Genomic DNA, 20,392 nt, shown 5'->3' with positions numbered 1-20,392 from the left:
GCTTATGTAAATAATAGTCTTATTTTTTGCCTAAAATATAGGCAGCATACTTTTCAGGACACCTCCCGATAAAAGCGGTATTACCTGAACACATCAAACCCGAACACGTCGACATTTGGTTTCAAGACGAAAGCCGCATCGGACAACAAGGCAGCCTCACCCGTGTATGGCACGAAAAGGGAAAAAGACCACGCATTATCCGCCAACAGCAGTTTGAATACGCCTATATCTTTGGTGCAGTGTGCTTGAGAACCGGAACAACAGCGGCTTTGGTGATGCCTAGTGTGAACAAAGAAGCGATGCTGCTGCATTTACGGCAAATATCGAAAGAAACCCCGAAGGCCGGCATGCTGTGGTGGTGATGGACGGTGCGGGTTGGCATCAGGATGTCAGCGAACTGAAAAACATATCGATATTGAAACTGCCGCCGTATTCACCGGAATTAAACCCTATAGAACGGATATGGCGGCAGCTGAAGCAAACCTCTTTATCCAACCGTTGCTATAAGGGCTATGGGCAGATTGTAGAGGCTGGCTGTGCTGCGTGGAATGCGTTGGTTGCAGAAAAAGACAAGCCCTGTTCGCTGGTGGCTTGTGAATGGGCTTTATTATAGATTATTTATTTTAAATGGTATAAGAGCCTGTTAACAATCTTTTATTGTGCTGCTTTCAGCACATAAACAGGCACTTACTGCGTTAAAAATGCGCGCCAAAGCTGGCTTTGGCTGTGCTTTTTGCCTTGCCTGCACCCGTTTCTGCACTAGGGTCTGTTCACAATTACTTGTCATAAAGGTAACCACATCACAATGCACCCCAATAAAACCGTACTGTGGAAGTTGCGTTTGAGCTTATCGTAACGGCTGGCAATCGCTCGGAAATGTTTCAAACGGCAAAAGGCATTCTCTACCAAATGCCTGATTTTATATAAATACCAGTCCATGTCTTTATTTTTCTCTTCCCTATTGCTTTTATAGGGAATATTGGCTTTCGCACCGCTTTGGTGCAACGGTGACATCATGGATATTGCCCGCAGTAACGATAACCTCAACCGGATTGCCTGCAGCATCTACAGCCAGATGAATCTTGCTGGTTCTGCCGCCTCGGCTCATACCGATTGCGTGATCCTCTTGCGCACTGAGCGCTGAGGCGCAGTGTTGGTGGGCACGGATATAACTGCCGTCTATGGCTACCCACTCCAAGTCACTCTCTTGGCTGAGCTGTTTCAAGATTGCAGTAAAAATGCCTTTTTCTGACCAACGGTTATAAGCGGTATAAACAGTATGATACTTGCCGAAATACTCGGGTAAATCCCGCCACGGTATGCCGGTTCTTATTCTGTAAAGTATGCCTTCAAGAATTCTGCGCAAATTGGGTTTGCTATAAATACCCAAATCACGCAGAATAGGTAACAGCTTCGTCCAATGTTCATCTTTGAGTAGTGTACGGGGCATCGCAGGTGTATTGGGGGAGGGTGAGAACTTCCTTTTATGCCTGCGTTTCTTTTTTATTCAAGGGTATGACAAGTAATTGTGAACAGACCCTAAAATCCGCTACAAAAAAGATCGTGAACAGGCTCTAAGGCTGCCTGAAAGCATTTGAATTATTCGTTCAGGCAGCCTTGTCGGGTTTTATGGCATGGTTTTAACACACCACTTCAATACCGCTGCGGTTTTTCAAGCGCTGTTTGAATAGGCGCGGCAAGGCGTCGTCGAAATACCATTGGCCGTCGGCCATTTCGATGGCGGCGGCAGCACAATGCAGGGTGATGGTTTGGCCGCTGAGGGGATTGAATTCGGTGAGCTTGAGTGCGTGTTGGGCGCCCCAATCGCACACCGGCAGCAAAGGCGCGGCCTGTAATACGGCTTGATTGTGTTGCTGGATGTGTTCGGGCAGACGGCAATCGCCGCTGCAAAGCTGGGCGGCGGCCACCGGGCAAGGTGTTTGCAGGCCGCCGCCTTGGCCGCCGATATCGAGAATGGCCGGGCACAAAGAGTGCTCGCGCGCCCATTCGGCCAGCGCTTTTTTGGCTGCGCGCGGATGGGCAAATAGGCCGTAGGGGCGGCTGCTTTGTATGCCGTTGTTTAAAGGCACCACCCGTGCTTGCAGGCGGCCATGGTGATCCGCCACAAAGGCGGCGGTATACCAAGCGGCGGCTTGGGGTGTGGCCGGGTGGGTTTGCAGGTATTCTGCTTTGAGCGCATGGGCGTGCAGCAGGCTTAGTGCCGGGATAAAACGGATATTGCCGGTGTGCTGCCAGCGGTCGCCGGCGCCGGGCAGTTGCAGCAGGCTGGCAATCTGGCTGAAGGCGTGGTCGTGGGTGAGTAGGGTGGGTGTGTGGTGGCCGGGATGGTGCCACACGCTGAGCCCGGCGCTGTCGGGCAGGCGGTAGAGATATTGGCGCAAGTGTTCAGGCAGCCAGGTGGGCAGCCAGTACGGTTTAGTGAGCTGCGGCCAGTGATTTAGCCAGTTTTGGCTGTCGTTTTGCTGCAAGCTTAAATTAAGAAAATCGGTGAGCGCGAGCACATCGCCCAGCGCGCGGTGGCGCTCGGTGGCGGCGATATTCAGGCCGAAGCGGTCGATAATGCTGTCTAGGTTGTGTTTGCTGTGCTCGGGATAAAGTTTGCGCGACAGCTGTACTGTGCATAGGCTGGGCGCGGCAAAGGCGTGCCCGGCGCGGGCGAATTCACGGCGCAAAAAGGTGTAGTCGAAACGGCTGTTGTGCGCCACCAGAATATGTCCTTGCAGCAGCGGCAGCAGTGCGGGCGCGATGTCGGCAAACACGGGTGCATCGGCCACCATTTCATTGCTGATGCCAGTGAGGCGGGTAATAAAGGCGCTGATGGGCTGCTGCGGGTTTACCAGCCATTGGTGACGGCTGATGCGGCCTTGCTCAAAGCGCAACACCGCCACTTCGGTGACGCGGTCTTGCTCGAAATGGCCGCCGGTGGTTTCCAAATCTACCACGGCCACCGGTAAGGGCAGGGTGGCCAGAGCAGCGGCCAATTGTGGCCAGTGGGCGGGAGCAGGTGCGGCGGCGGTCATGTGTTGGGCGGGCAAAAGGGCGTATTGTAGCCGATATGGCACGGCGGCGGCGAGTGGAGTTGTGCATTGCGCCAAAGCGGGGGATGCGTTTTTTAACTGTGGGAACAAGCCATTGTGATGGGCGCTGTAAAAATAAACGCAGAAGGTGTTGACAGGCTAAGGGTGGCTGCCTATAATCCGCATTCTTCACGCACCCGTAGCTCAGTTGGATAGAGTATCTGGCTACGAACCAGAGGGTCGGGCGTTCGAATCGCTCCGGGTGCGCCACCAAATTTTACGCTTTATGCGCCCATCGTCTAGCGGTTAGGACATCGCCCTTTCACGGCGGTAACCGGGGTTCGATTCCCCGTGGGCGTGCCAATATAACAGCCTGGCTTTTTTAAAAGCCAGGCTGTTATTATTTGGGTGCCGCATATTTAAAAGGCTACCTGAAACCATGTGGATTATGGTTTCAGGTAGCCTTTGATGTTTTGGAATGTGATAGAGGTGCTTGCAATGCATAACACCTTATTCATTATGCTCTAGGCTGTTTTGTTGGGCTGACCGTCATTGTCGGCAAAATAATCGGTGGCGGCCACCAGTGCTTTGGCGATTTCCGGCTCGAATGCCGAATGGCTTGCCAGCACGAATTGCAAATCGGCGGCGGGCAAAGCCTGTTTTAATTCCCAAGCCGATTGCGGCGGGGTGCAGATGTCGTAGCGGCCTTGCACCATCACGGTGGGGATGCGGCGGATTTTATCGGTATTGGCCAGCAGCGCGCGCTCGCCTTCCAGCCAACCGGCGTGGCTGGCGTAGTGGCAGCTGATGCGGGCGCAGGCCAAGGCGGCGTGTTCGTTGGCATATTCGTCGATGGCGGCTTGGTTGTGTTCCAAATAGCAGGTATGCGCTTCCCATTGCGTCCAGCAACGGGCGGCTTGCAGCCGTGCGGATTCGGGGGTGTCGGGGTGTAGCAGCAAGGTGTGGTAAGCGGCAATTAAGTTGCTGGGCTCTTGGCCGTGGAAGGGTTGCAAATAATATTGCTGCCATGCATCGGGGAAAATCCGGCTGGCGCCACCGCTTTGGTTTAGCCAGCGCCATTCGCTCGGGCGGCACAAAAATACGCCGCGCAGCACCAATTCGCTTACGTGGGCGGGATGGCTTTGCGCATAAGCCAGCGCCAAGGTGCTGCCCCACGAGCCGCCAAACACCATCCAGCGCTCGATGCCCAGCATTTGGCGCACTTGTTCGATATCGGCCACCAAGTCCCAAGTGGTGTTTTCTTCCACACAGGCATAGGGCAATGAGCGGCCGCAGCCGCGCTGATCCATCAACACTATGCGGTAGCGCTCAGGGTTGAAAAAGCCGCGTTGCGCCGGTGTGGTGCCGGCGCCGGGGCCGCCGTGCAAAAACACCACCGGCTTGCCGTGCGGATTGCCGGACACTTCCCAATAAATTTGGTGGCGGGGGGAAACGGCCAAGAGGCCGGATTGGTGCGGCTCGGTGATGGGGTGCATGAGGTGCTTTCAAATAAGCATGGTTTGTTTCAGGCAGCCTTTGTGTTGCCGGCGGCAATGTCTTCCAGCCGCAAGCAAGCCACCAGCCGCCCTTGCCACGGGCGCAAAACCGGCTCTTGTTGGGCGCATTCGGCGGTGGCGTGCGGGCAGCGTTGGTGCAGGGCGCAGCCGCTGGGCGGTTTGAGCGGGCTGGGCAGCTCGCCTTTGAGATTGAGGTTGGTTTGGTGGCCATTGACGCTGGGGGCGGCGGCCAGCAATGCTTGGGTGTAGGGGTGGACGGGGTTTTCAAAAATGGCGGCTTTGCTGCCGTGCTCCACCGCGCGGCCCAGATACATCACCATCACATCGTCGGCCACATGGCGCACCACCGATAGATTATGCGAAATAAACACATAGGCGGTGTGGAATTCTTCTTGTAAATCCATAAACAGATTAAGCACTTGTGCCTGAATCGACACATCCAAAGCGCTGGTGGGCTCGTCGGCCACCACGATTTTGGGGTTGAGCATCATGGCGCGTGCCAAGGCGATGCGTTGGCGCTGGCCGCCGGAAAACATGTGCGGGTAGCGCCCGGCGTGTTCGGGGCGCAAGCCCACTTGCTGCATCATGGCCAGCACTTTGGCTTCTTTGTCGGCACGCGACAGGCGGGTGTGGATGCTCAATGGCTCGGCCAGCTGGTAGGCGATGGTTTGGCGCGGGTTGAGGCTGCCGTAGGGGTTTTGGAACACCATTTGGATTTGGGTGCGCAATTGCTTGAGCGCTTGCTTGCCCAGTTTTACCGTGCCTTTGCCGTTGATGTACAGCTCGCCGCCGCTGGGTGGCTCGATTAAAGTGAGCTGGCGTGCCAATGTGGATTTGCCGCAGCCGGATTCACCCACAATGGCCAGTGTTTTGCCTGCGGCCAGGATGAACGACACGCCGTTGAGTGCTTTGACCACGGCGCTGCCTTTGCCCAGCCCCAGCGATACCGGATAGTGGCGTTGCAGATTTTCGGCTTGCAAAACGATGTTTTGGTTGGTGTTTTGGCGGATGTTTTCGCTCATGCGGCGGCTCCGGTGGCGGTGGATTTGGGCGGCAAAACGCGGTGGATGCAGCGCACTTGGCCGTGGGCGCTGGTTTGCAGCGGCGGCGGGGTGGCGCAGGCAGGCGCTTTATAAGGGCAGCGTGGCGACAGCAAGCAGCCGCTGGGGCGGTCGTATTGGCTGGGTACCACGCCGGGCAGGCTGTGCAGGCGTTTCTGGCCGATGGCCAGCTCCGGAATCGCCGCCAGCAGCGCTTCGGTGTAGGGGTGGGCAGGCTGCCTGAAAATTTCCGGCACGGTGCTGGTTTCCACCACTTGCCCGGCATACATTACCGCCACATTGCGGGCGTTTTCGGCCACCAAGCCCAAATCGTGGGTAATCAGCACCATGGCCATGCCGGTGTCTTGTTGCAGGCGGTGCAGCAAGTCCATGATTTGGGCTTGCACGGTGACATCGAGTGCGGTGGTGGGCTCGTCGGCAATCAGCAGCTTTGGCTCGCAGGCCAAGGCCATGGCAATCATGACGCGCTGGCTCATGCCGCCGGAGAGCTGGTGCGGATAGGCGTTGAGGCGGCTTTTGGCGTCGGGGATTTCCACCAAGTCGAGCAATTCGATGATGCGCTGCTTTACGGCGGCACCGCGCAGCCCCAAATGCGCTTTGAGCACTTCGCCAATCTGCATGGCTACAGTGAAGCTGGGGTTGAGGCTGGTCATGGCGTCTTGGAAAATCATCGAAATGTCTTTGCCGATGATTTTGCGTTTGGCGCGCGCGCTCATGGTTTGCAGATCCAAGCCGTTAAAGTGCAATTGTTGGGCGTGGATGGTGGCCGAATCGGGCAGCAGCCCCATCAATGCCATCATGGTAACGGATTTGCCGGAGCCGGATTCGCCCACCACCGCCAGCACTTCGCCTTCGTTGACCTGCAGACTTACTTGATCCACGGCCTTAAACGCACGGCTGCCGTGGCCGAAGGTGACCGACAGGTTTTCAATATTTAATAAAGGATGTGTCATGCTGCTTCCTTGCTGCCGCCGGTTTGGGTGTTGGGCGGCTTGGCTACAAATGCTGTTAAGTTGCCGGGGTACAGGCCGGAGTAATGAGCGCTAGCAATCTCACGGCTGCCTGATTCCTGTAACCTGGCTCCTGATGCCTGAATCACGATACCTGTTTCAGCTTCGGATCCAGTGCGTCGCGCAGGCCGTCGCCGGTGAGGTTAATCGACAGCGCGGCCAAGAAAATGGCCAAGCCCGGCCAAATCGCCAGCCACACATTGCTTTGGATATACTGGCGCGCGGTACCGAGCATGGCACCCCATTCGGCATCCGGCGGTTGTACGCCGAAGCCCAAAAAGCCGATGGCACCGGCTTCCAAAATGGCGGAAGAAAACACCATGGTGGCTTGCACAATCAGCGGTGCCATGCAGTTGGGCAAAATGGTGATAAACAGCAGCCGCAAAGTGCCCGCGCCCATAATGCGCGAGGCGGTGAAGTAGTCGCGCTGCAATTCCACCATGGCGGTGGCGCGGGTGAGGCGGATAAAGGGCGGCATACACACCAAGGCAATGGTGATGATGGTGTTGGTCATCGAGGGGCCGAGAATGGCGGCAATGATAATGGCCAGCAGCAGGCTGGGGTAAGACATCAGGATGTCGTTCACCAGCATCACGCCTTTGCCCCATACTTTGGGCCAAAACGCCGCCGACAGCCCCAGCGATACCCCGGCCACCATGGCGATAAAGGTGGCGCACAGGCCGATAAACAGTGAATAGCGCGCGCCGTAAATCACCCGCGATAAGGTATCGCGCCCGGCGTCGTCGGTGCCGAGCCAAAAAGCACGGTCTCCGCCTTCGAGGAAAAACGGCGGCAATTGCTCTTTGCCAGTGAAAAGCTGATAAGGATCATGCGGTGCCAGCCACGGTGCCAGCAGGGCGGTTATCACCATGGCCAGCAATACCAGCAGCCCCAATACGGCGCCTTTGTTGCGGTAAAAGGTGGCGGCAAATAATTGCCACTGGCTGGGCGGCACCGGTGCGGCGGTGGCGGTTTGAACAGAGCTGGTCATAAAGATGTGTTCCTGTGTTCGGGTGTGATGGGCTGCCTGAAGGGTGCCGAATAGGGCTATTTGTTTTTCAGGCAGCCTTATAGTGAAATGCATAACAAAGTGCTACGGCGTTGCTGTGCCTAGCCGTACTACTGTACTGTCTGCGGCTTCGCGCCTTGTATCACTTTATTCTTCATCTCACTATATATTGGATGTGATGGATTAAGCCGCATGGCGGATGCGTGGGTTGATCACGCCATACAAAATGTCTACCAGTAAGCTGATTAAAATCAATGCAGTGGCCACCAGCAAAATGCCGTTTTGCACAATCGGATAATCGCGGGTGAAAAAGCCGTCCAAGAGCCAGTTGCCCACGCCGGGCCAGCTGAAAATGGTTTCGGTGAGAATGGCACCGGCCAGCAGGGTGGCCATTTGCAGCCCCACTACGGTAACCACGGTAATCAGCGCATTGCGCATCACATGCACCAGAATAACCCGACGCGGCGACAGGCCTTTGGCGCGGGCGGTGCGCACATAGTCTTCGCCCAACACTTCGAGAATGGCCGAGCGCGTCATGCGTGCAATCATGGCTAAGGGAATGGTGGAGAGGGCAATGGAGGGCAGAATAAAGTGTTTCACCACATCCCAAAACGCACCGGGCTGGCCGGAAAACAGCGAACCAAGCAGCCATGAACCGTATAGGGGCTGTACGTCCAGAAATTGTGCCACCGAAATCACGCCCGACACCGGCAGCCAGCCCAGATAGTGGGCAAACAGGCCGGTAAGAATGGGGCCGAGTAGGTAAATCGGCATCGAATAGCCGGCCAAGGCGCCCGACATTAGGGTGTAGTCCAGCCATGAGCCACGGCGCAAGGCGGCGATGATGCCTAAGCTAATGCCCAATACGCTGGCAATGATGATGGCGCATAAGGCCAGCTCCAGTGTGGGGATGAAATGGGCGAAAAAGTCTTGCAAAATGGGGGTGCGGGTGCGGAAAGAAGTGCCGAAGTCGCCGCGCAGAATGCCGCTGAGGTAATCCCAGTATTGCACCGGTAAGGGCTTGTCCAGCCCCAAGCGTTGTAAGGCCTGGGCATGCATGGCCGGGTCGACCATGCGCTCGCCCATCATCACTTCCACCACATCGCCCGGCACCAATCGGATTAAGGTAAAGGTGGACAAGGTGAGGCCGATATAAACCGGAATCAAAATCAGAATACGGCGCAGAATATACAGCAACATAATCAGTGCTCTTTTGAGAGGTGGTTTAAAGCGCAGCGCCCTTATGGGGCGTGGCGGCATTTTATGGGCTGGCAGGCGGCAAGGGTAGGGCTGCCTGAAGCCGGGTTTATAGTTATGCCGGGTCGGATTCTTGAGTCCGACGCTGGTTTAAAGAACAAAAGGGTGTAACATTTTTGGCGCTGTTTTTCAGGCAGCCTTTATCATTAAGTAATGTCTTAAATCATAAAAAACACCGCCTCCACACACGGAAGCGGTGTTGTGTTTACGGCTTAGTCTATTTTCACACCGTCAAAACGCACGGAGCCGAACGGGCTGATTTTGTAGTCTTTCACATTCGGGGTGGTGAAGTGGGTTACCACCGAGTGTGCCATGGTGGTCCACGGCAGTTGCTCTTTAAAGATTACTTGCGCGTCTTTATAGGCGGTGATGCGTTTTTCTTGATCGGTGGTTTGGCGCGCGCCTTCCACCAGCTTGTCAAAGTCTTTATTACACCAGCGCGAGTAGTTGTTGCCGTTTACCGCTTTGCAGCTTAACAGCGTGCCCAGCCAGTTGTCCGGGTCGCCGTTGTCGCCGGTCCAGCCCACCATGATGGCGTCCGGCTCGCCTTTTTGCGCACGCTTGAGGTATTCGCCCCATTCGTAGGTGACCAGTTTGGCTTTCACGCCGATTTTGGCCCAGTCGGCCTGAATCATTTCCGCCATCAGCTTGGCATTGGGGTTGTAGGGGCGCTGCACCGGCATATACCACAGGTTAAGCTCGTAGTTTTCGGCACCGGCTTCTTTCAGCAAGGCTTTGGCTTTTTCGACGTCGTAAGGTGCGTCTTTGAGGGTGTCGTTATAGCCCCATTGGGTGGGCGGCATCGGGTTGGTGGCCTTAATGCCCGCGCCTTGGTAAACGGCGTTGATGATGGCGTCTTTATTGATGGCCATATCCAAAGCTTGGCGCACTTTCAAGTCGGCCAGTTTGCCGTGTTCTACGTTGTAGCCCACATAGCCCACGTTAAAGCCGGGTTGATCCATTACGGTGACTTTGCCCGATTTTTTCGCGGCTTCAATTTCGGCCGGTTTCGGGTAGGCGGCTACGTTACATTCGCCCGCCTGCACTTTTTGGGCGCGCACGGCGGAGTCTTTGGTAATCGCAAACACTAAGTTATCGATGTGGATATTGTCTTTATCCCAGTAATCCGGGTTTTTGGCGTAGCGGATTTGGGTGTCTTTCTGGTAAGACTTGAACACGAAGGGGCCGGTGCCCACCGGTTTGGTATTGTAGTCGGCCGCTTTGTTTTCTTTCACCAGCTTGTCGGCGTATTCAGCCGAGCCGATGTAGGCAAAGGGCATGGCGATGTTTTGCAGGAAGGGCGCTTCCACTTCTTTGAGTACCACTTTTACGGTGTGATCGTCTACTTTTTCTACCGATTGAATCAAATCGGGCAAGCCCATGTCCACCGAGTAGGGGAATTCGGCCGGGTAGGCTTTGTTGAATTCAAAGTTTTTGTCGGTGATGCGCTTGAGGGTAAACACCACGTCGTCGGCGTTAAAGTCGCGCGTGGGGGTGAAGTAGTCGGTGGCACCGAATTTCACGCCTTGGCGCAGATGGAAGGTGTAGGTTTTGCCATCGTCGCTGATGTCCCATTTTTCGGCCAGTGCCGGATGGATGTCGGTTTCACCGCGTTTAAATTCAACCAAGCCGTTGTAAATCGGGTAGGAGCTGGCGTCAAAGTCGGTGCCGGAGGTGTATTGGGCGGGGTCGAAACCGGCCGGGCTGCCTTCAGAGCAGTAAATCAGATTTTTGCCGCTTTGTGCCTGGGTGGTGGCCGGCTGGCTGCCGCTTTGTGCGGCCTGCTTGTCGCCACCACCGCAGGCGGCCAGACCTAAGGCCACGGCGGCCAGTGCGCTGAGTTTGAATAACGGTTTTTGCATGGTAACTCCCTTGAGTGTATTTGTGTAACCATAAAAACGTTTACGGCAACCGCACCTGCGAATCGCCAACCGCATTACTATACATTGTAAGGAAATTGTAAAGCAAGTGTTGGTTTGGATAAGCACAATGGCATGTTGCAGGTGCAAAATGCGGCTATCTTCGTTATTGAACCGAAAAGAAAACCGATGCGGGTGTGTATGGCGGTAAATCGGCGCGATTTAGCTAGATTAAAAAATGACGATGGAAATAAATGTTTATTTTTGTTGGTTTGAATCGGTGAGAAATTAAACGCTGCTGTGTGTTGGCAGTGGCTTTTGGGTTTATTGAAATGGGGTTATTGCGTGGCCAAGGCTGCCTGAAAGGTAAAGTGGTGGTTCATTGTCAAACGGTATTGGGCAATCCATGTGGGTTTCAGGCAGCCTTTAATCAATAATTGCGTTACCTCAGCTATTAAAGGCATTTAAGGCCGAAACCATTTGCGCACCGCATCCAAGCCGCCGAAGCGCACTGACACATCGGCAGCGGCCTCGGTTTTGGGCTTGGCATGATAGGCTATGCCGATGCCGGCGGCTGCGAGCATGGGGATGTCGTTGGCGCCGTCGCCCATGGCCAAGGTTTGCGCGCGGCTTAAGCCCAGTTTGTCGGCGTATTCGGCCAGCAAATCGGCTTTGGCTTGTGCGTCTATCAGGCGGCCGCCCAGTGTGCCACTCAGGTGGCCGTTATTCATCAGCAAGGTGTTGGCGTAGGCATAATTCAGCCCTAAATCGTGGCGCAGGCGCTCGGTGAAATAGGTAAAGCCGCCGGACACCAGCATAAACTTCACCCCGTGCCGCCGGCATTCGGCCAGCAGGTATTCGGCACCGGGCGACAATTGCAATACTTCATCATATACCCGCGCCAACTCGCTTTCAGGCAGCCCTTGCAGCAAGGCCACACGCTGGCGCAACGATTGGGCAAAATCCAGCTCGCCGCGCATCGAGCGCTCGGTAATCGCCGCCACTTGCTCTTTTAAACCCACCCCGGCGGCAATCTCATCCACGCATTCAATCGTAATCAGCGTGGAATCCATGTCGCTCACCAGTAGGCCAAAATCACCAAATGCTTTGTCCGGCAGCACCGCCCAATCGATGGCTTGCGCCTGCAAGGCTGCCTGAACGGCCTCAGGCAGTGCAAAATTGGCAGCCACGGGCATGCGCAACACGGTGTTGTCGAAAACCAAGGCGGGCAGCTGCGCAAACCAAGGCTTCAGGCAGCCTAAATTGCAGCCGGGCAGTTGCGGGTGCTGTAAAACCAGAACATGGACAGACATAAGGATTCCCTGCAAAACAAATGCGCATCAAATAAAGAGAGGCTGAATCTGGCGGGCATTATATATCGGTTTGCCAAATGGCCGCTGCGGTATTGATTGGATTATGTTGATGCAGATAAAAACCTTAAAAATCAAAAAAATTAATTTTTAATCTGTGTGCAACTGTAAATTTTAAGAAATAGGTAAGGTTTGGCGGTGTACACTGCGCACCTTGCCAATCAAGCCGGGCTGCGTGCGCCGGCGGAGAAAATCATGTTGGATGACCTGAATAAAAGTTTGTTTTTGCTAATCAATGCAAAAGAAGGTGATGCCGATGTCGTGCGGCTAGCGGCGGTTTTTCTGGCGCAATATTTTAACTGGGTGGTGGGGCTGGGCTTAACGGCGTATCTGCTGGCCACCAAACAGCCCAAGCTGTGGCTGAAACTGCTGGGCAGTTGTGCGGTGGCGCTGGTATTGGCTTATGTGATTGGCAAGCTTTACTACCATCCGCGCCCGTTTATACTGGGCTTGGGGCAAACAGTGGTGGGGCAGCACGACACATCTTCATTTCCCAGCCGCCACCTCACTTTTTACTGGGCGCTGGTGCTGCCTTTATGCGGGTTTGTACGCACGCGCCGTTTGGGCTTGGGCTTGGTCGTATTAGGGCTCATCGAAGCTTGGGCGCGGATTTATGTGGGCGTGCATTATCCGTTGGATATGGTGGGCTCCTTGCTGGTGGCGCTGGTGGCCAGCAGTGTGGTGTGGTATTGGGGCGGTGGTGTATGGCCTACATCCAATCAAACAAACAGGGGCTGATGATGCGGCTGGGAAATTCTGCTACAAGGCGGTTGAGTGCCGCCCACTTGGTTTGGGTGGTGGTACTGATTTTGGCGTGGCTGCTGCTGTGGACGCCGTTCCGCCCTTTGCTGGTGCCGGATGAGGGGCGCTATGTGGGTGTGGCGTGGGAAATGCTGCGCAGCGGCAACTGGATTACCCCCACGCTAAACGGCTTTCCTTATTTCCACAAACCGCCTTTGTTTTACTGGATTACTGCGGCCGGATTAAAGGTGTTCGGTTTGCACGAATGGGTGGGGCGGCTGGCGCCGGTGATTGGAGCCACCGTGGGCATTGCCGCCGTGTATGCATGGGTGCGCCAACGGCAAGATGTGCCGACCGCGCGGCTGTTTTTGCTGCTGGCGCTGGTGCAGCCGTTGGTGTTCGGCGGCGCCCAGTATGCCAATTTGGATATGCTGGTGGCGGGCATGATTACCGCCACCTTGGTGCTGCTGGCGCACAGTGTGTTTTTATTGCGCAACGGCGGGCGTTACCAAACCGTGTTGGCGTGGGCGTATGCCTTTGCCGGGCTGGGCTTTCTGGCCAAAGGGCTGATTGGCTTGGTGCTGCCGGCACTGGCCTTGCTGTGCTGGCTGGCGGCCACACGCCAGCTTAAATGGCTGCCCAAGCTGTTGCTGAGCGGGCGCGGCTGGTTGGTGTTGTTGGCCTTGGTGGTGCCGTGGCTGTGGGCGATGCAGCAGCGCTATCCTGATTTTTTCCATTATTTCTTTGTGGTGCAGCATTTCGAGCGCTTTGCCAAAAGCGGCTTCAATAATATGCACCCATGGTGGTTTTATTCGGCCTTGTTGGCGCTGTTTCTGCTGCCGTTTGCTTATCCGCTATGGCGCAGCATCCGCGCAGGCAGCCTTAATACGGGCACGCCCCATGCCGATATGCGCTGGCTGATGTGGATTTGGGCGGCGGTGATTATCCTGTTTTTCTCCTTGCCCAAATCGAAATTGGTGGGCTATATCCTGCCTGCTGTGCTGCCGCTGGTGTACTTGTGCGCCGATGCCTTGGTGCTGCGCCATCGTGCGCGCGTGGTGGCAGGGCAAAGCGGTGGTCGCGTTTATACCGGCACCATTGTGGCCGTTTCGGCACTGCTGTGCATCATCGCCGCCCTGCTCACCACCTTGCAGTTGGCCAAAGTGCGCCATGAGCAGCCCTTGGGGCACTATCTTCAGCAACACTTGCGCAGCGGCGACGAAGTAATGATGCTCGGCAGCTATTATTTTTCAGTGCCGTTTTACGCCGCCTTGACCACACCGGTGCATATTGTGGACAACTGGCAAGACCCGGAGATTCAGGCCCGCGACAACTGGAAAAAAGAAATCGCTGATGCCGCCGAATTCACCCCCGCCTTGGCATCGCAATACCTAAGCTTACCGGCGCAATTATTGCCCGCCGTTTGCACCGGCGCGCCCAAATGGCTGATTGCTGGCCAAAGCACTGCCGAGCAATATCCGCTGTTGCAAAGCCAAGCGCCGGTATTCGAATACCAAGGTCAGGCCATTTGGCATATTGTGCCCGGCCAAACGTCGGCTTGCGGTTGAGGTTGAGGAGAAATAAAGTAAAAGGCTGCCTGAAAGCGTTTTAATTGCGCTTTCAGGCAGCCTTGTTGTATCGGGATGATTCATTAAACCAAAAACCCGGCTTTGCAAAACCGAGCTTTTTTATTGGCACGCCCACGGGGATTCGAACCCCGGTTGCCGCCGTGAAAGGGCAGTGTCCTAGGCCTCTAGACGATGGGCGCGTACAGAAGCGGGCGCATTATAGCAAAAAAGGGCGGTGTGCGCCTAGTTGGGCTAGGTTACATTCCGATATTTAGCAGCGACAACTTGGTTTAGTCAGTGGCCGCTTAAAACAGGCCGTGGATTTGGCCGTGTTCGTCGATGTCGATGTTTTCTGCCGCTGGGGTTTTGGGCAGGCCGGGCATGCGCATGATGTTGCCGCACAGGGCGATGGCAAAACCGGCACCGGCGGCCACTTCCACGGCGCGCACATGCAGGGTGAAGCCGCTGGGTGCACCGAGTTGGGTGGCGTCATCGCTAAAGGAATATTGGGTTTTGGCCATGCACACCGGTAGGTGGCCTAAGCCGATTTCGGCCAGTTTGTCCATATCGGCCAGCGCTTGCGGGGTGAAGCTGACTTTGGCGGCGCCGTAGATGCGGGTGGCGATTTTGTTGATTTTGGCGGCCATGCTGTCGCTGTTGTCGTAGCTTAAGCGGAAGTTGTTGGCGCTGTTGTCGATGGTATGTAGCAAGGTGCTGGCCAAATCGGTGCCACCGGCGCCGCCTTGGCCCCACACATCGGTGAGTACGGCGGCCACGCTATGCTGGGCGCAGGCTGCCTGAATCAGTTGGATTTCGGCCTCGCTGTCGCTGGCAAAGCGGTTGATGGCCACCACCAAGGGCAGGCCGAAGCCTTCGCGCAGGTTGCGGATGTGGCGCAATAGGTTGGGCAGGCCTTTTTGCAGGGCATCGAGATTTTCCGTGGCCAGCTGGTTTTTGGCCGCGCCGCCGTTGTATTTAAGGGCGCGCACGGTGGCCACCAGCACGGCGGCGGCGGGTTTGAGCCCGGCTTTGCGGCATTTGATGTTGCAGAATTTTTCGGCACCCAAGTCGGCACCGAAGCCGGCTTCGGTAACCACAAATTCGCCCAGATGCAGCGCCAGCCGCGTGGCCAATACGGAGTTGCAGCCGTGGGCAATATTGGCAAACGGCCCGCCGTGCACCAGCGCGGGGGTGCCTTCCAGTGTTTGCACCAGATTGGGGTGGATGGCTTCTTTTAAGAGGGCGGCCAAGGCACCGGCGGCCTTGAGCTGGTGGGCATAAACGGGTGCGCCGCTGCGGCTGTAGGCCACGATGATTTGCCCCAGCCGCTGTTTTAAGTCGTTTAAATCTTCGGCTAGGCATAAGATGGCCATGATTTCCGAGGCCACGGTGATGTCGAAGCCGTCGGGGCGCAACACGCCGTCGCTGTGGTTGCCCGCGCCGCTGATGATGTGGCGCAGCTGGCGGTCGTTCATATCAAGCGCGCGCCGCCATTTGACTTTTTTGGGGTCGATGTCCAGTGCGTTGCCGTGGTAGATGTGGTTGTCGAGCAGGGCGGCGAGCAGGTTGTTGGCGGCGCCGATGGCGTGGATGTCGCCGGTGAAGTGCAGGTTGATGTCTTCCATCGGCACCACTTGGGCATGGCCGCCGCCGGCCGCGCCGCCTTTGATGCCGAATACTGGCCCCAACGATGGCTCGCGCATGGCCACCACCGCTTCTTTGCCCAAGCGGCGCAAGGCGTCGGCTAGGCCGATGGTAACGGTGGTTTTGCCTTCGCCCGCGGGTGTGGGGTTGATGGCGGTGACCAAAATCAGCTTGCCGTGGCGGCCGGGTTGTTTAAATACTTCGGCGGCGTTGATTTTGGCTTTATGGTGGCCGTAGCGGTAGATGTGGTCGTAATCAATATTGAGCTTGGCGGCCAAGGTGCTCATGGGCAGCATATTGACTTGGCGGGCAATGGTTTCGTCGTTGGGCTGGGTCATGGTGGGCTCGTGGTGAGAAATTAGGAGGCTGCCTGAAAGTTGGGTTTTATTGATGGTGGTTTTCAGGCAGCCTTGGTGGACGGTGGCTGTATTTGCTTATCATTTATTTATCGTTTGTATCCGTACGGTTACGGCTGTTGCACATGGTGGTGGCGTGCCATGGCATCCAGTTTGTCTGCGGGCAGGCTGAGAAACAGCTTGAGCCGTTGGGCGATTTCCAAGGTGCTGTGGCAAAAGGCGGCCAGCTGTGTTTGGTGATCGCCTTCGATTTTGGCCGGGTCGTCAAAATGCCATAAGGCGCTGGCCGGTTCGCCCGGCCAGTCGGGGCATTGGTCGTGGTTGAAGCGGTCGCACAAGGTGATGATAAAGTCCATTTCGGGTGCATCCGGGGTGTGGAATTCTTGCCAGTGTTTGCTGCGCAAACCGGCGGTGGGGTAGCTTTGCTGCTCAAGTACCTCCAGCGCCAAAGGGTGTACTTGGCCTGCGGGATGGCTGCCGCCGCTGTGGGCTTGAAAGCGGCCATTGCCCAAACGGTTGAGCAGTGATTCGGCAATAATGCTGCGGGCGCTGTTGCTGTCGCATAAAAATAAGACGTGGTAAAGCGGGGTGGTCACGGCGGCTTCCTTGCTTGGGTGAGGTGGTTTCGGTGTTGATTATGCGGCGCTTTTGTTGCTTTGTCATGCTGTGTTGCGGCACGGGCGGGCTTTCAGGCAGCCTTTAATCCTGACGGCGGCGGAAGAAAAAATCGCCGCGGGGCCACCACGCCCACGCTCACCAGCAACACCAGCAGGCCGAAGCCGTGCGGATTTTCGGCCAGCGGAATGCCGCCCACATTTATGCCGAACAGGCCGCCGATGTAGAAGAGTTCGGGCAGGGCGGTGTGTTGTTGCAGCCAAGGCAGTGCTTGATTGTGGCTGAGGTTGACGTGTATCCATAAAAACGCTTCGGCGGGGTGGTGTTACAGCCAGTGGGCGGCGGCTTCAGAATTTAAGGTGTCGACGTGACCTGATTTGAAAGCATAGGCGCAAACGATGCCGCCGTTGTCGGCACCGTAAAACAGGGGCAGGGCAGAGGCGGGCATGGCGGGCGCTTGTGGGAAGAAAGGCTGTATTTTAGCTGATTCGTTGGGCGGCTGGCAGAATAGGCCAATAAAAAACCTTGGCAGGGTGGCCAAGGTTTTTGGGTTTCAGGCAGCCTTTAGCTGACGGTGTTTAATCCAATTGGGCTACGGTAATCGGCAAGTCGCGCACGGTGGCCAGGATTTGGTCGAGCTTTTGCTGCTCGGTTTTGAACTCGGCCAGCTGGCTGTTGTCGAGTTTGCGGCTGGGCAAGGCCACGGTAACCGGGTTTACCGGCTGGCCGTTCAGGCGTACTTCGTAATGCAGGTGCGGGCCGGTGGAGCGGCCGGTAGAGCCTACATAGCCAATCACATCCCCCGCTTTCACGCGGCTGCCGCTGCCAAAGCGACCAAAACTGCTCATGTGGGCGTAAAGGGTTTGCATGCTGCTGTTGTGGCGCAGCACCACGGTGTTGCCGTAGCCGCCTTTGTAGCCCACTTCTTCCACCACGCCGTCAGACGGCGCCACAATCGGGGTGCCGCTGGGGGCGGCGTAGTCGATGCCGGTGTGCATTTTAATGGTGCGCAAAATGGGGTGGAAACGGGTGCCGAAAGAAGAAGACACGCGCGCACGCGCCACTGGCTGTACATCAAAGCCTTTTTTTAGTGGCTGTCCGGCCAAATCGTAGTATTGGCCGTTGCCGTCGCTGTCTTCAAAATAATAGGCTTGGTAGATTTTGCCGTTGTGGCTGATTTCGGCGCCTAAGATATCGCCGGTGCCCAGCTCTTGGCCACGGAAATACAGGCTGTTGTAAATCAGGCGGATGGTGTCGCCGCTTTGGAGCTGGCCGAGCTCTACTTTGTCTTTAAATAGCTCGTTCAATGATTCGCGGATTTCCACCGGCACGCGTGCCTGCGCCAAAGCGCCACGGGCGGAGGTTTTTATTACCACGGCCTTAAAGCTGGGCAGGGTTTCGGTGTCTACCGCGCCCACGTTGGCCTGCCAGCCGCCGCTGGTTTTTTGCAGCGCCACCAGATTTTTTTCGCCATTGTCGTCATCGTTGAAAAACTGGATGTCGGTGAGGTCGCCATCGGCACCCACGCGCACGCTGATGGTTTGGTTGGGTTTCAGCTGTAACAGGCGGTGGCTGATGTCGTTGTCTTTTAGTACGTTTTGAATATGGCGTTCGCCCACGCCCAAGCGGTTGAGAATTTGGCTGAGGTTATCGCCGGGCTGCACCACTTCTTCGCGCCAGTAGCTGTTGTTGGCCGGGGTGCTGTTCACCAAAATGGCGGGCAGCTGCTCAATTACTTTTTCGGCTTGGTAGGTAGGGGCGGCTGGTGCGGCATCGGTAACGGCGTAGGCCGCCATCACACTGGATACGGGCAGGCCAATCACCAGTAGCGACCAGCGCAGGTGTTTTTTGTGCCATTGTTGCGGCAGGCTGCGCACGCTTTGGCGCAGCAGTTGGTAATACGCGGACAATTTATTCATGTGCTTCCCGGTCTCGTTACCGCGGGGCTGTTTCAGGCAGCCTATATGGGTGGTGAGACGTTAAAAATCAAAAACCTGTTTATTATAGAAAACAATACGGCTAGAGGGCTGTTGTGTTTGCGGTTTTTTACCAAAAGCGTGGTTTTTAATGGTTTTCTGCGTGGTCAGGCATTGGGTCTGGCTGGTGAAATGATTGGTTGCGGGCAATAAAGTCGGCCAAGGTCATGTGCATGGCGCCTAGGCTGGGCTCCATAATGTTTTGTACGGTTTGGCCGACTTGGCTGGTATCTTGCTGGCTGGGGCTGTACACAAACAGGCGGAATAAATCGGCCACTTCGATGTTTTGGGCATTGGTTTTCAAAATCCAGCCGTCACCGCTTTTGGCCAAATAGCCGTAGGCGGCCAGTTTTTCCAGCAAATCACCCAATTCGTCATAGCCCATATTGATGTGGCGGCGAAAATGTTGGATTTTCAGGCTGCGCCCTTCGGTTTGGGCGGCATCCAGCAGCAGTAAGATATGCAAAACATCGTCGAAGCGGCCGCTGCTGCCCAAGTTGCGGCGAAAGGCTTGGTCTTGCCAATACGACATCGCGGCGGTAAACACGGCGCCGGAAAGCAGAATCATCCACAATAGGTTGAGCCACAATAAAAACACCGGAATGGCGGCAAACGCGCCGTACACCAGCTGGTAGCTATTAAAATTGGCCACGTAAAAGGTAAAGCTGCGACGGGTGATTTCCAGCAGCAGCGCGGTAATCAGCGCACCCAAAAAGGCATGGCGCGCGGGCACGTAGCGAAACGGCACTAGCCGGTAGAGCAAAAAAAGCAGCAAGGTGATGAACAGCACCGAAGACAATACGCCTACGGTGGCGCTCAGAAAAGGGTAGCGTAAATCGAATAAGGTGTTTTTCAGCAGCAGCGTCCACATCGACATGCCAAAGCCGATGGCCAAGGGGCCTAAGGTAAGCAAAGCCCAATATACCAACACGCGCATCATCAGCGGGCGCGCTTGGTTTACGCGCCAGATTTGGTTAAAGGTGCGCTCGATGGTTTGAATCAACATTAGCGAGGTCACCATCATGATGATGATGCCGATGGCGGTGAGGTTGCTGGCTTTGTCGCGAAACTCGAATAGATAATGGCCCACCGATTCGGCACCGGCAGCAGGCATCAACACCGAGGTGATAAAGCTGTTGAATTGCATGGAAATATCGGCAAACATGGGAAAGGCCGAAATCACCACCACGGTAACCGTAAACAGCGGCACCAGCGCCAGCAAAGTGGTGAAAGTAAGGCTGGCCGCCACTTGTGGCACATTCACCTCGTTAAAGCGTGTCCATAAAAAACGGGCAAATGCGGGGATACGGCTTTGCAGCCAAGGAATGTCGGTTAGCCGCTTAAACATGCGCTCTCTCTTGCTTTTCAGGT

General features: G+C 55.9%; 16 protein-coding genes, 3 tRNA genes and 2 pseudogenes. 5 read left to right on the top strand and 16 right to left on the bottom strand.

Annotated features, from left to right (window positions below):
• Positions 1 to 68: 68 nt before the first annotated feature.
• Positions 69 to 613 (top strand): annotated as a pseudogene (locus tag JQU52_RS14900) (IS630 family transposase).
• A gap of 170 nt (positions 614 to 783) precedes the next feature.
• Here the strand turns inward: JQU52_RS14900 and JQU52_RS14290 are convergent.
• A pseudogene (locus JQU52_RS14290) lies at positions 784 to 1,450 on the bottom strand (IS5 family transposase).
• 190 nt (positions 1,451 to 1,640) lie between these two features.
• Complete coding sequence (locus JQU52_RS14285) at positions 1,641 to 3,056, bottom strand: 3'-5' exonuclease family protein (RefSeq protein ID WP_230339113.1); 1,416 nt, start codon at positions 3,054 to 3,056, stop codon at positions 1,641 to 1,643.
• A gap of 175 nt (positions 3,057 to 3,231) precedes the next feature.
• Between JQU52_RS14285 and JQU52_RS14280 the strand changes: the two genes are divergently transcribed.
• Both JQU52_RS14280 and JQU52_RS14275 read left to right on the top strand, forming a co-directional pair.
• Positions 3,232 to 3,308, top strand: a tRNA-Arg gene (locus tag JQU52_RS14280).
• A gap of 18 nt (positions 3,309 to 3,326) precedes the next feature.
• Positions 3,327 to 3,401: transfer RNA gene (locus tag JQU52_RS14275), tRNA-Glu, on the top strand.
• Between the two features lie 161 nt (positions 3,402 to 3,562).
• Here the strand turns inward: JQU52_RS14275 and pip are convergent.
• From pip to serB, 8 genes are all read right to left on the bottom strand, one after another.
• Positions 3,563 to 4,534 carry a prolyl aminopeptidase gene (pip, locus tag JQU52_RS14270; RefSeq protein ID WP_230339112.1) on the bottom strand — a complete coding sequence of 324 codons (972 nt, stop codon included), beginning with the start codon at positions 4,532 to 4,534 and terminating at the stop codon, positions 3,563 to 3,565.
• Positions 4,535 to 4,563: 29 nt separating this feature from the next.
• Entirely contained in the window at positions 4,564 to 5,577 is a 1,014-nt protein-coding gene (locus JQU52_RS14265; protein WP_230339111.1) for a peptide ABC transporter ATP-binding protein, read from the bottom strand.
• Positions 5,574 to 6,569, bottom strand: a complete 996-nt coding sequence (locus JQU52_RS14260) for an ABC transporter ATP-binding protein (protein ID WP_230339110.1) — start codon at positions 6,567 to 6,569, stop codon at positions 5,574 to 5,576. The genes JQU52_RS14265 and JQU52_RS14260 overlap by 4 nt, the downstream gene beginning before the upstream one ends.
• A gap of 142 nt (positions 6,570 to 6,711) precedes the next feature.
• Positions 6,712 to 7,617 (bottom strand): ABC transporter permease, encoded by a 906-nt coding sequence (locus JQU52_RS14255; protein WP_230339109.1) that lies wholly within the window; start codon positions 7,615 to 7,617, stop codon positions 6,712 to 6,714.
• 201 nt (positions 7,618 to 7,818) lie between these two features.
• Positions 7,819 to 8,835 carry an ABC transporter permease gene (locus tag JQU52_RS14250; RefSeq protein ID WP_230339108.1) on the bottom strand — a complete coding sequence of 339 codons (1,017 nt, stop codon included), beginning with the start codon at positions 8,833 to 8,835 and terminating at the stop codon, positions 7,819 to 7,821.
• A gap of 269 nt (positions 8,836 to 9,104) precedes the next feature.
• Positions 9,105 to 10,754 (bottom strand): ABC transporter substrate-binding protein, encoded by a 1,650-nt coding sequence (locus JQU52_RS14245; protein ID WP_230339107.1) that lies wholly within the window; start codon positions 10,752 to 10,754, stop codon positions 9,105 to 9,107.
• A gap of 335 nt (positions 10,755 to 11,089) precedes the next feature.
• The gene (locus JQU52_RS14730) at positions 11,090 to 11,215 is read right to left on the bottom strand and encodes a hypothetical protein (protein WP_268866621.1); all 126 of its coding nucleotides are present in this window, start codon (positions 11,213 to 11,215) and stop codon (positions 11,090 to 11,092) included.
• On the bottom strand, positions 11,216 to 12,064 hold the full coding sequence (gene serB / locus JQU52_RS14240; RefSeq protein WP_230339106.1) for a phosphoserine phosphatase SerB: 849 nt from the start codon (positions 12,062 to 12,064) through the stop codon (positions 11,216 to 11,218).
• Between the two features lie 195 nt (positions 12,065 to 12,259).
• Between serB and JQU52_RS14235 the strand changes: the two genes are divergently transcribed.
• Both JQU52_RS14235 and JQU52_RS14230 read left to right on the top strand, forming a co-directional pair.
• Positions 12,260 to 12,859 carry a phosphatase PAP2 family protein gene (locus JQU52_RS14235; RefSeq protein ID WP_230339105.1) on the top strand — a complete coding sequence of 200 codons (600 nt, stop codon included), beginning with the start codon at positions 12,260 to 12,262 and terminating at the stop codon, positions 12,857 to 12,859.
• Between the two features lie 32 nt (positions 12,860 to 12,891).
• Positions 12,892 to 14,430: an ArnT family glycosyltransferase gene (locus tag JQU52_RS14230; RefSeq protein WP_230339104.1), complete on the top strand. Its 1,539-nt coding sequence runs from the start codon at positions 12,892 to 12,894 to the stop codon at positions 14,428 to 14,430.
• 124 nt (positions 14,431 to 14,554) lie between these two features.
• Here JQU52_RS14230 and JQU52_RS14225 read toward each other — a convergent pair.
• The 6 genes from JQU52_RS14225 to JQU52_RS14205 all read right to left on the bottom strand — a co-directional run bounded on the left by JQU52_RS14225 (position 14,555) and on the right by JQU52_RS14205 (position 20,369).
• A tRNA-Glu gene (locus tag JQU52_RS14225) sits at positions 14,555 to 14,630 on the bottom strand.
• 105 nt (positions 14,631 to 14,735) lie between these two features.
• Entirely contained in the window at positions 14,736 to 16,412 is a 1,677-nt protein-coding gene (locus JQU52_RS14220) for a formate--tetrahydrofolate ligase (RefSeq protein ID WP_230339103.1), read from the bottom strand.
• Positions 16,413 to 16,540: 128 nt separating this feature from the next.
• Positions 16,541 to 17,026, bottom strand: coding sequence for an arsenate reductase ArsC (locus JQU52_RS14215; protein WP_230339102.1), 486 nt, complete (start codon positions 17,024 to 17,026; stop codon positions 16,541 to 16,543).
• Between the two features lie 344 nt (positions 17,027 to 17,370).
• Complete coding sequence (locus tag JQU52_RS14725; protein WP_268866620.1) at positions 17,371 to 17,493, bottom strand: hypothetical protein; 123 nt, start codon at positions 17,491 to 17,493, stop codon at positions 17,371 to 17,373.
• Between the two features lie 130 nt (positions 17,494 to 17,623).
• The gene (locus JQU52_RS14210) at positions 17,624 to 18,964 is read right to left on the bottom strand and encodes a M23 family metallopeptidase (RefSeq protein ID WP_230339101.1); all 1,341 of its coding nucleotides are present in this window, start codon (positions 18,962 to 18,964) and stop codon (positions 17,624 to 17,626) included.
• 145 nt (positions 18,965 to 19,109) lie between these two features.
• The gene (locus tag JQU52_RS14205) at positions 19,110 to 20,369 is read right to left on the bottom strand and encodes a YihY family inner membrane protein (RefSeq protein WP_230339100.1); all 1,260 of its coding nucleotides are present in this window, start codon (positions 20,367 to 20,369) and stop codon (positions 19,110 to 19,112) included.
• Between the last annotated feature and the right edge of the window lie 23 nt (positions 20,370 to 20,392).

The organism is Paralysiella testudinis (assembly GCF_016894345.1).
Taxonomy (GTDB): Bacteria; Pseudomonadota; Gammaproteobacteria; order Burkholderiales; family Neisseriaceae; genus Paralysiella; species Paralysiella testudinis.
The sequence above is the reverse complement of the archived record's forward strand: the minus strand, read 5'-3'. Positions and strand labels throughout refer to the sequence as shown.

Bases quoted from the DNA above. Each gene is read 5' to 3' on its own strand.
- JQU52_RS14220 (WP_230339103.1), bottom strand. From the start codon at position 16,412: ATGACCCAGCCCAACGACGAAACCATTGCCCGCCAAGTCAATATGCTG.
- JQU52_RS14205 (WP_230339100.1), bottom strand. From the start codon at position 20,369: ATGTTTAAGCGGCTAACCGACATTCCTTGGCTGCAAAGCCGTATCCCC.
- serB (WP_230339106.1), bottom strand. From the start codon at position 12,064: ATGTCTGTCCATGTTCTGGTTTTACAGCACCCGCAACTGCCCGGCTGC.
- JQU52_RS14250 (WP_230339108.1), bottom strand. From the start codon at position 8,835: ATGTTGCTGTATATTCTGCGCCGTATTCTGATTTTGATTCCGGTTTAT.
- JQU52_RS14265 (WP_230339111.1), bottom strand. From the start codon at position 5,577: ATGAGCGAAAACATCCGCCAAAACACCAACCAAAACATCGTTTTGCAA.
- JQU52_RS14245 (WP_230339107.1), bottom strand. From the start codon at position 10,754: ATGCAAAAACCGTTATTCAAACTCAGCGCACTGGCCGCCGTGGCCTTA.
- JQU52_RS14725 (WP_268866620.1), bottom strand. From the start codon at position 17,493: ATGCCCGCCTCTGCCCTGCCCCTGTTTTACGGTGCCGACAACGGCGGC.
- JQU52_RS14260 (WP_230339110.1), bottom strand. From the start codon at position 6,569: ATGACACATCCTTTATTAAATATTGAAAACCTGTCGGTCACCTTCGGC.
- JQU52_RS14730 (WP_268866621.1), bottom strand. From the start codon at position 11,215: ATGCCTTTAATAGCTGAGGTAACGCAATTATTGATTAAAGGCTGCCTG.
- JQU52_RS14255 (WP_230339109.1), bottom strand. From the start codon at position 7,617: ATGACCAGCTCTGTTCAAACCGCCACCGCCGCACCGGTGCCGCCCAGC.
- JQU52_RS14210 (WP_230339101.1), bottom strand. From the start codon at position 18,964: ATGAATAAATTGTCCGCGTATTACCAACTGCTGCGCCAAAGCGTGCGC.
- pip (WP_230339112.1), bottom strand. From the start codon at position 4,534: ATGCACCCCATCACCGAGCCGCACCAATCCGGCCTCTTGGCCGTTTCC.